Source organism: Klebsiella sp. Q11 (assembly GCF_964241505.1).
Lineage (GTDB): Bacteria > Pseudomonadota > Gammaproteobacteria > Enterobacterales > Enterobacteriaceae > Klebsiella > Klebsiella michiganensis.
This window is the reverse complement of record NZ_CAXSXW010000012.1, coordinates 146,136-158,618: the sequence shown is the minus strand read 5'-3', so window position 1 is coordinate 158,618 and position 12,483 is coordinate 146,136. Positions and strand designations below refer to the sequence as shown.

General features: G+C 61.3%; 10 protein-coding genes. 2 read left to right on the top strand and 8 right to left on the bottom strand.

All coding sequences use genetic code 11. From position 1 onward, the window contains the following. Positions 1–406: 406 nt before the first annotated feature. The gene (gene mtnK, locus ACESQ2_RS19910; RefSeq protein ID WP_373171144.1) at positions 407–1,606 is read right to left on the bottom strand and encodes an S-methyl-5-thioribose kinase; all 1,200 of its coding nucleotides are present in this window, start codon (positions 1,604–1,606) and stop codon (positions 407–409) included. Between the two features lie 102 nt (positions 1,607–1,708). Between mtnK and mtnA the strand changes: the two genes are divergently transcribed. Further along, a complete protein-coding gene (gene mtnA, locus ACESQ2_RS19905) occupies positions 1,709–2,737 on the top strand; it encodes an S-methyl-5-thioribose-1-phosphate isomerase (RefSeq protein WP_014837785.1) in 1,029 nt (342 codons plus the stop codon). A 46-nt stretch (positions 2,738–2,783) separates the two neighbouring features. On the opposite strand, the gene ACESQ2_RS19900 is transcribed toward mtnA, so the two are convergent. From ACESQ2_RS19900 to codB, 7 genes are all read right to left on the bottom strand, one after another. Continuing rightward, positions 2,784–4,052, bottom strand: a complete 1,269-nt coding sequence (locus ACESQ2_RS19900) for a histidine-type phosphatase (protein WP_046878158.1) — start codon at positions 4,050–4,052, stop codon at positions 2,784–2,786. Positions 4,053–4,077: 25 nt separating this feature from the next. Continuing rightward, positions 4,078–5,439, bottom strand: coding sequence for an MFS transporter (locus ACESQ2_RS19895; protein WP_004848711.1), 1,362 nt, complete (start codon positions 5,437–5,439; stop codon positions 4,078–4,080). A gap of 108 nt (positions 5,440–5,547) precedes the next feature. Then, complete coding sequence (locus ACESQ2_RS19890; RefSeq protein WP_373171143.1) at positions 5,548–6,357, bottom strand: inositol monophosphatase; 810 nt, start codon at positions 6,355–6,357, stop codon at positions 5,548–5,550. A 121-nt stretch (positions 6,358–6,478) separates the two neighbouring features. Beyond that, on the bottom strand, positions 6,479–7,468 hold the full coding sequence (locus tag ACESQ2_RS19885; protein WP_014228374.1) for a LacI family DNA-binding transcriptional regulator: 990 nt from the start codon (positions 7,466–7,468) through the stop codon (positions 6,479–6,481). A gap of 145 nt (positions 7,469–7,613) precedes the next feature. Beyond that, positions 7,614–8,852, bottom strand: a complete 1,239-nt coding sequence (gene codA, locus ACESQ2_RS19880) for a cytosine deaminase (protein WP_064377820.1) — start codon at positions 8,850–8,852, stop codon at positions 7,614–7,616. After that, positions 8,849–10,084, bottom strand: a complete 1,236-nt coding sequence (locus ACESQ2_RS19875; protein WP_009653171.1) for a PucR family transcriptional regulator ligand-binding domain-containing protein — start codon at positions 10,082–10,084, stop codon at positions 8,849–8,851. The genes codA and ACESQ2_RS19875 overlap by 4 nt, the downstream gene beginning before the upstream one ends. Before the next feature lie 2 nt (positions 10,085–10,086). Beyond that, entirely contained in the window at positions 10,087–11,349 is a 1,263-nt protein-coding gene (gene codB / locus ACESQ2_RS19870) for a cytosine permease (protein WP_049070032.1), read from the bottom strand. Positions 11,350–11,867: 518 nt separating this feature from the next. On the opposite strand from codB, the gene ACESQ2_RS19865 reads away from it, so the two are divergent. Further along, on the top strand, positions 11,868–12,479 hold the full coding sequence (locus ACESQ2_RS19865) for a methylthioribulose 1-phosphate dehydratase (protein WP_014837792.1): 612 nt from the start codon (positions 11,868–11,870) through the stop codon (positions 12,477–12,479). Positions 12,480–12,483: the final 4 nt, after the last annotated feature.

Sequence of the window (12,483 nt, the reverse complement as noted above, 5' to 3'; positions counted from 1 at the left end):
CCCGGGCTACCGGATTGCAGACGGTGGCGAACCCGTAGCCCGGACAGATGCGAAGCATCGCCTCCGGGGAAAGAGGCACATACCCGGAGGCGGCGCCTGACGCGCCTGTCCGGGCTACCGGATTGCAGACGGTGGCGAACCCGTAGCCCGGACAGATGCGAAGCATCGCCTCCGGGGAAAGAGGCACATACCCGGAGGCGGCGCCTGACGCGCCTGTCCGGGCTACCGGATTGCAGACGGTGGCGAACCCGTAGCCCGGACAGATGCGAAGCATCGCCTCCGGGGAAAGAGGCAAATACCCGGAGGCGGCGCTTGACGTGCCTTACCCGGGCTACCGGATCGCAGACGGTGGCGAACCCGTAGCCCGGCTAAGCGCAGCGCGAGCCGGGAAAGGCTGGACGGAGATTCAACCGTACTGGCGAATTCGCGCAATCAGCTCATCCACGCTGTCGATACGCCCGGCAATCACAATCAGCGCTTTACCCAGCGTGATAGCGTGGCGCAGGCATTCATGGCGCATGGCGTCGTCCGGGATAGCGTCGATATCCGCCACGTGCGACAGCCCGACGCTGCGGCGAATCAGTTCGGTGCCGCAGAAGCCCACCGCGTCGGCCCACACTTTCTGCAGGAACGCGGAGGCATAGCCGGGCCAGGACAACGCGGCGTCGCGGGATCTCTCCGCCGCCAGCGCCTGAAAACGCTCGGCAAAGGTGGTCCAGAACTGCTGGATATCGCTGAGGCGCTGTTCGCGAGCGGCGGCGGCATCGCGAATGCCCAGATGCCCCGGCAGACCGCAATAGTTGAGCAGCAGGTTGCCGATGGCGGTGCCGATATCGAAGCCAATAGGGCCGAAAAAGCCGAATTCGGCGTCGATGGCCTTAAAGCTGCCTTCGGCGACGAAAATCGAGCCGCTGTGGATATCGCCGTGCAGCAGCGCTTCGGCATGGGAGAAGAAGCGATGCTTGAGCGCGGCCACCGCCAGCTTCAGCTGGGCATCGTCGCGCAGGGCGGCGACATCGGCTTCCAGCGCGGCTGGATAGCTGTTGCGCTCGTGAACCTGATACGGGTCGTTAAAGAACAGATCCTCGGTGATTTCGCACATCTCGGGATTAATAAATTGCGCCACCTGGGCCTTTTTCTCGTGAGGAGGCAGATAAAAGTCGCTGGTGTGGAACAGCGTCTGGGCCAGGTATTCCCCCAGCTGGCTGGCGGCCTGGGGGTAGTAAACGTTGTTGATCAGCTCCCCGCGCCAGATGCGGTGATCGGAGAGATCTTCCATCACCATCACCGCCAGCTCGGGATCGAAATGCACAATCCGCACCGTGTGCTGCGGGCAGTGCTGATAGTGAGCCACCAGGGTTTGTGCTTCAAGGCGCGCGCGGTCAAGGGTCAGCGGCCAGGATTCTCCCACGCAGCGCACGTAGGGCAGCGCCTGCTTAACGATAATCCGGCTCACGCCCCTGATATCGAAAATTTTAAACACCAGGTTGAGGTTGCCGTCGCCCACTTCCTGCGCGGACACCAGTTCTGACGGATTGTCGATACCGCCAAATTGTTGGGCGTAAGCCACCGCATCGCTGGCCGTGAAAGTATGGTATTGCGACATTGCCTCGATCCTCAAAATTCTGATTAAGCCGTTCAGACGTCTATACTTCTGGATTTCATCCTGACACAATGTGATACAACAACGCAACAGGGATTTAACTAAATGCAGACACTACAGACCACCAGCCTGCGGGTAAGCGAAAATCAGCTCTTTATTCTTGACCAGCAGGCTTTACCGCAGGAAAAACGCTGGCTGGCGGCGGATAACGTGGCGCTGCTGGTGGACCATATTCACGCCCTGCGGGTACGCGGCGCGCCGCTGATTGGCCTGTCGGCCAGCCTGCTGCTGGCGCTGCTGGCGCAGCGCGGCCTGACCCGCGAGGCGCTATCTGAGGCGCTGGAGACGCTGCGCGCCGCGCGTCCGACGGCGGTAAACCTGATGAATAATCTGGATCGCATGAAGCTGGCGCTGGCGGAGGAGCGCTTTCCACAGGCGCTGGAAGCGGAAGCGCTGCGCCTGATCGAAGAGGATAAACAGCTTTGCGCCAGCATCGCCGAGGCGGGCAGCGCGCTGGTGACGCCGGGCAGCCGCCTGTTGACCCACTGCAATACCGGCGGCCTGGCGACGGCGGGCGTCGGCACCGCGCTGGGGGTGATTGCGCTGGCGCATCAGCAGGGAAAGGTGGCGAACGTCTGGGTGGATGAAACGCGCCCGCTGTTACAGGGCGGACGTTTGACCGCCTGGGAGCTGGGTGAACTGGGCGTGCCGTATCGGCTGATTACCGATTCGATGGCCGCCAGCCTGATGGCGCAGGGCCAGGTCGACGCGGTTTGGGTGGGCGCTGACCGTATTGCCGCCAACGGCGACGTGGCGAATAAAATCGGCACCTATTCGCTGGCGGTGCTGGCGAAGTATCATCAGATTCCCTTTTACGTGGCCGCGCCGCAGACTACCCTGGACCGCCATTGCCCGAACGGCGCGGCAATCCCGATTGAGCAGCGGGCGGCTGCCGAAGTCACCGGCGTCGCCGGCAGCTTTGGCGCGGTGCAGTGGGCGCCAAAAGAGGCTGCGGTTTACAATCCGGCGTTCGACGTCACGCCCGCGGCGTTAGTGAGCGGCTGGGTGCTGGACAGCGGCGTGGTGACCCCGGAGCAGGTCGCCGCCGGGGCGTTTGCGCCAGAAAAGGCCTGAACCTGAGCGAAAAAGGCGAAGCGACCTCCCTCGCTTCGCCTTCAACTTATGGCAGCACCATCTCTACCGCCGGAGCGGACTGCGGGTCGATATTACGGCCAAGCGCCGTCAGCGCCGCCTGGTACGGGCACAGCGTCCCGACGGCGGTGGTCCGGCAGCCCGCCGGATGCCACTCCTGGCGCAGCAGCGGATGCTGACTATCCGGCGTTTGCAGGCGGCGTAAATCGTCCAGACTTTGCGCCTGGAAGTAAACGCGCAGGTAGCGTTTTCCGCTATGGGTGTCGCGCCAGCGTTCCAGTACCAGGCTGCTGCCCGGCGGGATATTGCCGCGGCTGTACCCCGGCAGCTGCCAGCTAAAGTCCATTAATGTACGCACCATGGCGATATTGGTATCGTGCGCCACCAGCAGCAGCCAGCGCACGTTCGGCGCGGCGCCCTCTTTTACCCCTTCGAGCATGGCGTTGAGCAGAATCGAGCCGCGTTTTTGCGCGGTATAAAACACATCGTTGCTCAGATCGTAGTTCTCCGTCAGCAGCGGCAGCAGGGCGGTGACCTGGCTGGCGCGGGTAATATTGCCCCACGCCAGCTGGCTGAGAGGCAGGTTCTCGCTCCAGCCCAGACGCAGCGTCTCAACCATATTGGCCATCACGCTCAGCCCGCTAATCGAGGTTTTGCCGCTTTTGCTCTGCTCCACCTGCCACGGCAGGTCAAATATCGGGCAGGGCTTATCGGGCGCGCAGACGGCGTTTTTCAGCAGCTGAATCACCGGAGCCAGCGCCTGCCGACGCTGCGCCAGATCGCCGGCCGTTTTCTTCACTTCCGCCAGCTGGCGGGCGGGATCGGTTCGCGTGGCGGCAAATTTATCGGTCTGAAACAGCGGGTCGGCGTCGCCGCTGACGTGATGAATCATCACGCCGCAGCCGGGAAAGGCGCCGTCCACCAGCGCCTGGGCGGTGGCCCGCGTGCGCTGCAGGGGGCTGGCGCGCACGTAAATTTCTCCACTCGCCGGACAGCCCGCCGCCAGTAGTCCGAGCTGACGATAGCGTGCGCCCTCATCGCGCCCCTTATTGACGACGGCGGCATAGCCGTGGCCGGTCAGCTCGCCGTCGTGGGTGGTCCACTGCGTCCACGGACGCTGGGTCGCGGCTTCGATGGCCTCCCGGTTGCCCTCCGTCGGCGGACGAATGCCGTGGCGGCTGAGCTCAACCACTTTTTCCAGCGTAAACTGCGCGGCGGCGTGGCCCGGCGCGGCCAGCAGCGGCAGGGCGCAGGCGAGCAGCAGGCGTAGCAAAACCTGATGTCGTACAGGCATCATAAAATATTCCTTATAAGTTAAAAGGTTATGACGAGAATGAGGTCTGACGCTCTATCGCGTGTCGCCTGGCAACAATCGCAGCGGTGGTAAAACAGAATAGCGCGGACATCAGGCCGGTGCCTACCCAAAACAGCGATAGCGTACTGAAGTCATACAGCGTTTTGCCATTTTCGATTATCGATGTTTTATCGATGATGATGCCGGTCAGAAACTCGCCGAGTCCCGCCCCCGCGTAGCTGGCAATACCGATGGTGCCGAGCGCGGCGCCCGCGGCTTTACGGGACGAAATATCGACGGCGATCAGTCCGCCAAGGAAGCAGGTCAACGCCCCGATGGTAGCGCCGAAGATAATCATCGCCAGAATATCGGTGTAGTAGCCGTGCGGCGACCAGAGCATCAGCGCGAAGCCGGCGGTGTTGAGCAGGCTGATAAAACCGGCCATCACGCTGCGGTTGCGCGGGAAGAAGCGGTCGGAGAGCATCCCGGCGATAATCGTTCCGGCAATACCCGCGATAGCGTTGACCCCGATAATGCCGGACGCTTCGAGTGTAGAGTAGGCTTTATCCTGCTCCAGGAAGAAGATCCCCCATGAGTTCACCGCGTAGCGGTCGATATACATAAACGCCGAGGCCAGCGCCAGCGCCCACAGGGCCGGGTTGCGCAGCGCCAGCAGCTGGTTTTTAAACACCGAGCCGCGGGCTTCCGTCTCCTCCAGCGGTTCGTCGCGAATCACGTTGATTGACGGGAAGCCGCAGCTTTGCGGCGAGTCGCGCATAAACAACAGCATCAGCACCACCCCGGCGGCGCCGAGCGCGGCGGTCGACAGATAGCCCATCTGCCAGCCGAATCCGGCAATCACCGCCGCGATCACCATATAGGTCATCGCTTCGCCGATGTTATGCGCCGTCGACCAGATGGCGTAAAAAGTGCCTCGTTCTTTACAGCCGTACCAGCGCGCCAGCGATACCACGCACGGGCCGACGCCCATCGACTGCGCCCAGCCGTTAATCCCCCAGAAGATAGCCAGCAGCATGGCGTTGCTGGTCATCCCCATCATCAGGTTCATTCCGGCGCTCAGCAGCAGCCCAAGGCTCATATAGCGCACCACGTTGGCATGATCGGCGATAAAGCCGTTGACCAGCTTGCCGATGGCGTAGCTGAAAAACAGCGTTGAGCCGATCATGCCCAGCTCCGTCGGGGTAATACCGAGCTCCACCAGCGCGCTTTTGGCGACGGTGAACGACAGCCGGCAAACGTAGAACGTGACGTACGCCAGAGTCATGGTAATAAAGGTTTGCCAGCGCACGCTGCGAAAGCGCCGCTCATCGAACTCGCCGCCCGCTTTGGGCGGCGAAGCGCGAAAAAATGCGATAATTCTTCCAGACATAATGGTATCTCCGAAGGTCGGAGGCCTGACTGATTAGTGTGGTTCGTCCGTGAGGGTAGATTGTCGTTGTGTAGAGTACATAATCAGATAAAGCCTGACCCGATGCGGTTAAGGTAATGGGTGACAAAGCATGTTTTTTAATTGTGGATAGAGCGTCTTGCTGGCCAGCAGCAGCGGATTACCGTGACGAATCCCGTCGTTTGCCAGATAGTCGTTGCTGAGGCCGCCCGCTTCGCGCATCAGCACCAGCCCCGGCAGCCCGTCCCAGGGGTTCATATGCGGTTCGTAGTAGCCGATAAGCCTGCCCGCCGCCGCCCAGGCGCTCATCAGCGCCCCGGAGCCGTTGCGGATAAACATCCCGCCGTCGCTCAGCAGCGCATCGAGGAAGGGCAGAAAGACCGCAGGCGTCACGCGGTGCGAGGTGCCGACGCCCATCACGCCCTCTTTGACCGTCGCTGCCGGATGCGGCGCGATAGGCGCATCGTTAAGCCATGCGCCCTGGCCTTTCAGGGCGTGGAACAGCTCGCGATGGTTGGGGTCGTACACCACGCCGATAACCGGTTCGCCGTCGGCAAGGATGGCCAGCGACAGGCACCAGGTGTGCAGGCCGTTAAGAAAACAGCTGGTGCCGTCGATGGGATCGACAACCCACAGCACGCGCGCGTCCGGCATCTGCGTCCCGCTCTCCTCGCCGAGAAAACCGTCCTGCGGGAAGGCGTCAGTAATGCGCTGCTTAACAAACGCTTCGACCCGCTTATCGGCGACGCTGACCACGTCCTGCAGATCCTCGCCTTTATGATCCACCGTCAGCCGGTCGCGCTGTTGATAGTATTCGAACGCCAGTTCAGCGCCGGCCTTCGCCAGCTCGCAGGCTAAACGGTAGCGGGCCTGCAGTTCATTTGATTCCAGTGATTTCATCTTAACTCCCTATTTTGCACACGTGTGCAAATTGCCTGAAAAAAACGGCCCCGAAGGGCAAAATGAGTGTGGATGGATTAAAAATATTATTCTGTGATCGCTCCGGCATAAAATGAATTTTTCATTTCGCGCTTTGACGAACGATCAGTTTCACCGGCACTTCGCGATGGCGTGACGGCAGGCTGAATTTGGCGATCCGCGTGACCAGCAGATCCACCGCGTGGTGGGCGAGCAGGGCGGTATTCTGCTGCACGGTAGTCAGCTGATAGGGCTGCCAGTCCGCCTGGGGAATATCATCGAAGCCGATAATCGCCGGTAGCGAAGCGGCGGGGTTGTCCGCCCGCAGGCCGTCCAGCGCGCCGAGCGCCAGCATATCGGTGGCGCAGAACAGCGCCTGCAGCTGCGGATGCGCGGCAAGCAGCTGCCTGGCTGCGGCAAAGCCCGCCTGATAGCCGCTGCTGTCGCAGAAGTGCGCGGCGACCTCCATGCCCTGGGTATGGGCAACAAACGCTTCGTAGCGCTGGCGGGTGCTGAAGTTATCCAGGCTTTCGCCGATAAACCCGGCCTGGCGCCACTGGCGCTGGGCAAACAGGTCGGCCACCAGCTTCGCGCCCTGCGCGTTGTCGCTGCACACGCGATCGCAGCCGGCCAGCTCGGCGTGGCGGTTGATAAGGGTCACCGGGATTTTTCGCTCCAGATACTCCTCCGCCAGCGACAGCGGCGGCGCCCCGGAGGTGATAATGACCCCCGCGACGTGATAGCTCAGCAGCTGCCTGAGCGACGGGGCGAGCTGCTGCGGATCGTCGGCGTTCATCAGCAGCGGCATAAAACCGTTGAGCGCCAGCTGGTGGACCAGCGGCGACAGCAGCTTGCTGCGGAAGGGATTATCAAAACCGGCGGTGACGATGCCGATAAAATTGCTGCTGCCGGTGTTCATCGTGCGGGCGATAATGTTGACCTGATAGCCCAGCGTTTCCGCCGCGGCGAGGACCTTCTGGCGGGTTTTTTCCGCCACCGATGCGCCGGGCGTAAAGGTGCGGGAAACCGCGGAACGGGAGACGCCAGCGAGTCGGGCAACGTCCTCTGCCTTAATCCATTTTTTTTCGCTCATAGTATCAGGGTACGGGTTATCCTCAGTGAGCCCGCGCCGACGCTGGAACCCATGGCCGGCACGGAAAAAGTCGTTAAAAGGTACCACATAAATCCCCGGGCGAGCAGTGGGTTGACGCGGCATCGCGGCCGCGTCAACGTCAGGCTTATGCCGGATAGCGAATCTGCTCCGCCTGGCGCTGCAAAATAACTTTGCCGTGACGAATGGAGGTCAGCACTTTGGCCTGGCGGCGCAGCGCGTCGTAGTCGTTTTCCGCATCGAGGATCAGCAGGTTCGCCGGGCGTCCTTCGGCAATGCCGTAGTTGTCGCCGAGGCACAGGGTGCGGGCGCTGTTATCGGTAATCAGATCGAGGCAGCGCTGCAAATCTTCATATCCCAGCATATGGCAGATATGTAGCCCGGCGTCGAGGATGCGCATAATGTTGCCGTTGCCCAGCGGGTACCACGGATCCTGAATGGAGTCCTGGGCAAAGCAGACGTTGATCCCGGCGCGGTCCAGCTCCGCCACCCGCGTCACGCCGCGGCGTTTCGGCCAGCTGTCGAAGCGCCCCTGCAGGTGAATGCTTTCGGTCGGGCAGGAGATAAAATTGATGCCAGACGCTTTGAGCAGACGGAACAGCTTCGAGCAGTAGGCATTGTCGTAGGAGCCCATGGCGCAGGTATGGCTGGCGGTGACCTGCGCGCCCATGCCGCGCACCCGGGCCTCTTCCGCCAGCACCTCCAGAAAGCGCGACTGCGGGTCGTCGGTTTCATCGCAGTGCACGTCCACCAGGCAGCCGTGGCGCTGGGCCAGGTCCATCAGAAAAACCAGCGAGCTGACGCCCTTATCGCGGGTGTTTTCGTAGTGCGGAATGCCGCCCACCACGTCGGCGCCCATTTCGATGGCGCGGGTCATCAGTTCGCGTCCGCCGGGGAAGGACTCAATGCCCTCCTGCGGGAAGGCGACGATCTGCAGATCGATAAGATGGGCCGCCTCTTTTTTCACTCTCAGCATCGCCTCAAGCGCCGTCAGGGAAGGGTCGGTGACATCAATGTGGGTGCGCACGTGCTGCACGCCGTTGTCGCGCAGCATGCCGATGGTTTTCAGCGCCCGCTGGCATGTATCTTCGACGGTGACGCTCGCTTTGCGCTGGCTCCAGCGGGCGATGCCCTCAAACAGGGTACCGCTCATATTCCACTCCGGCTCGCCCGCCGTCAGGGTGGCGTCAAGATGGATATGCGGTTCGACGAACGGCGGGATGACCAGCTTTTGTTCAGCGTCGATATTGTCGGCGTCAGCCGCCTGCGCCGCGGCCTGCGCGGTGATGCTTTTAATCACGCCGTCCTGTAAGTCGAGAGTATAGAGCGCTTCTTGATGGCGCAGGCGCGCGTTGATAATTTTCATGGTTGTTCCCGTAAATGGTTTTGCGACATACGCCAGATCGCTAAGGCGACCGAGGCGTTGAGATGAAACTGCGGGTGGCTGACCGGATAGCCGGTCAGCTTTTCAATACGCTGAATGCGTTGATGCAACGTGTTGCGGTGAATGCCCAGCCGCTCGGCGGCTCTGACCACGTTGCCGCTCTCCTGAAGCAGCGTTTCCAGGGTCTCCATCAGCAGCCAGGGGCTTTTGCGATCCGGCTCAATCAGACAGCCGAGGGTGTCGTGCATAAAGTCGCTCAGCAGGGCGGGGTCGCTAACGGCGGAGAGCAGCTTGATAAACCCCAGCTGCTGGTAGTCGCTGATGCGCTGGGCCGGACGCAGGTTATCGCTGAGGTCCAGCGCCTGACGCGCCTGCGACAGCGCGCGCTGATATCCCTGCAGCTGCTGCACCGGCGCCGAAAGGCCGCACAGCAGCGATAGCCCGTCGTCGCCCTCCGCCAGCGCGATCAGCCACGCCTGGAGCCACGTTTTTTGCTGATAAAACTCGCCTTCCTCATCCGGAAGCAGAAAGAGAAACATATTGCTGCGCTCGACCAGCGGAAAGGGATTGCCCTGCTGATTGAGCTGCTGCTGCAGGCGCTGGCGTACGGTGCGGCGGGCCTGCTGCAGCCAGGCTTCGGCCTGCTCCGGCGGAAACTGGCGAAACAGGCGCGGGATCCCCTCAAGGCGCAGCGCCGCCACCCGCAGCGGGCGGGTAAAATCCAGCTGCTGGTGGAGCGCCCGCTGATGCAGGATTTGCAGGTCGGGATAGTCGCCGGTTAACAGCTGCAGCAGAATATCGCGCTGCGATTGCAGGGCGTTTTCGCTGCGCACCAGCGCGGTACCGATGCGTTCGGTCACGATCACCATTTTCAGCAGATAGGGCTGTTCGATCAGCGGAATGCCCAGCTCGTCGGCCAGCGCAATCAGGCGCGGCGGGATCGCCTGAATGTACGCGTCGCCGGTGAGGATCACCATGCCGGCGATCCCGCGCTGCTTGCCCTCCATCAGCAAATGGATCAGGTTTTCTTCATCGCGGGGATGGTTGATGCCGGTGATAAACACCAGCTCCCCGCCCATGATCCATTCGGCGATATTTTCATTTTCCGCCACGTAGTACCAGCGAACCGCCAGCTGCAGCCCCTGCTTACCGGCGCGCAGGCGCATGGCGGAGAGCCCCTCCAGGGCGAGGATTTCGCTGACCGTCAGGCTCACGGCTACTGCTCCGCGACCGAATCAGCGGCGGGCTGACGTTTGCTCAGACGCGTCAGCGCGATATAGACCAGCGCGGAAACGGTAATGCCAACCAGCGGGGCGATCCACGGTGACAGGTAAGCCACCGCCGCGCCCGCCGCGTAGGCGCTAAGACCCAGCCAGTTAAAGCGCGGCAAACGGGCGGTGTGCAGCAGCGGATAGCGGCCGCCGCGATAAAACCAGTAGTCGGCGAGGATCACGCCGCCGATGGGCGGAATGATGCTGCCCAGCAGCACGAGGAAAGGGATCAGCATTTCATACATACCGCCAATGGCCAGCAGAATGCCGACCCCGGCGGCAACCACGGTCAGGGTGCGGCGACGCTCGCTGCGCAGCAGATGGCAGGCGGCGGCCGAGACGTTGTAGATCGTTGGCCCCTGAATCGTCAGCAGGTTGAGGCACAGCATTATCACCGCGGCGACCGATAGCCCCTGCAAAATCAGCACTTCCACGATATCGGCCTGCTGGTAGACGATGGCGCACCAGGCGCCGGCGATAATCATCAGCCCGTTGCCGATCAGGAAGCTGCTCATGCTGGCGACGATGGCGGTGCGGCTGGAGTTGGCCAGCCGCGTCCAGTTCGTCGCCTGGGTCGCGCCGCTGGCAAAGGTGCCGAATACCATGGTAATGGCCGCCGACCAGGTCATGGTTTCACCCGGTTCGATTTGGGTCATCGCCTGCCAGCCGCCGGCGTGATGGGCGGCAAGGTACATCGACACCACCAGCAGAATAAACATCAGCGGTACCGATACGCGCGACAGCGCATCCAGCCCCTTATAGCCCACCAGCGCGGTGACGCAGAACAGGATGCCGAACAGGATCATCAGCGGAATTGTCATCGCCGCAGGCAGGGCGAGGATTTTGACCAGCGAGATGGCGACCGTCGCGGTCCCCCAGGCGTACCAGCCCAGCTCGGCGAAGCCGAGAATAAAATCGGCGAGCTTGCTGCCGATTTCACCGAAGCAAAAACGGCCCATCAGTACGGTATTTAGCCCGCTGCGCGCGGCAATCCAGCCGAGCGAGGCGGCGTACAGGGCCAGCAGAAAGTTACCGATAACCGCAATCCACAGCAGGTTAACGATGGAGAAAGAGACGCCAAGCTTGCCGCCCGCGAACATGGTGCCGGTGAAAAAAGTAAAGCTGAACAGAACCATCGAGATGGAAAAAACGCCCTTGCGCCCGGCGGCGGGCGCTTCGACGAGCGGAAAATCATTGCTGTTTGACATGGTGGAACCTCTGAGTGGCTATCCGAATAGCGATGGCTGAGGGGTAGCAAGAGGTGTGCCAGAAAAAGCGGGGCAGGGGTAACACAATGGGGTGGGCAGTATGCACATAAAACGACGTTAAACGGCCGTTGTGTGCCATAAATGTGTGCACAGTGCCATGTTTTGCACCGCCGTGGGGCAGTGGGATGTGACTCCTGCCCCCGCATTTTTGGCGGACGACGGCTGGCGTCTTACCCGACCAGGGGGCAGGTCAGAATCGACAAATGATGCCAATTTTACGCCGTTTCCCGGCGGCACGATCCCCCATCTTTTTAACCGCCCGCAGGCGGTAATTTTGGCGTCATGAAAATGTTCAGTTGTATTGTTGTTAAAAACAGTAATTTCATATGCTTTTCTGATATAACCATTATCAATGTAAGTCTTTCCTGAAATATTGTTCGCTTACGCCGGCGGTGTTAGTATCGGGTAAATAGCCATTTAGACGGCTAAATACAACATCGCTAAACTAAGGAACTGCTATGTGGCAAGAAAGACTCGCGCAACTGGTCACCACCTGTCATTGGATCGGCGCGAAAGGCTGGGCACCGGCCACCGGCGGCAATATGTCGGTGCGTCAGGATGAGACCTGGTGCTGGCTGAGCGAGTCGGGGCGCGATAAAGGCAGCCTGACGACGGAGGATTTCCTGCAGGTGGAGATCGCCAGCAATAAAGCGCCTTCCGGACGTAAACCCTCTGCTGAAACCGGCCTGCATACCCTGGTGTATCGCCTGTTCCCGGAAGCGAATGTCGTGCTGCACGTGCATACCGTCAACGCGACCGTGCTGTCGCGGATTGAAAAAAGCGCCACCCTGGCGCTGCAGGGCTATGAGATGCAGAAAACCCTGACCGGCCAGCACAGCCATCTTGATACCGTGCCGGTCGCCATTTTTGATAACGACCAGAATATCGATGCCCTGGCGGCGCGCATTGAAGATTATGCGCAGACCCACCCGCTGCGCTACGGCTTCCTGCTGCGCGGCCACGGCCTGACCTGCTGGGGCAAAGACATTCACGAAGCCCGTCGCCAGCTCGAAGGACTGGAATTTTTGTTCGAATGTGAACTGATGCGCCGCCGCTACGAGCGCGACTAATTTC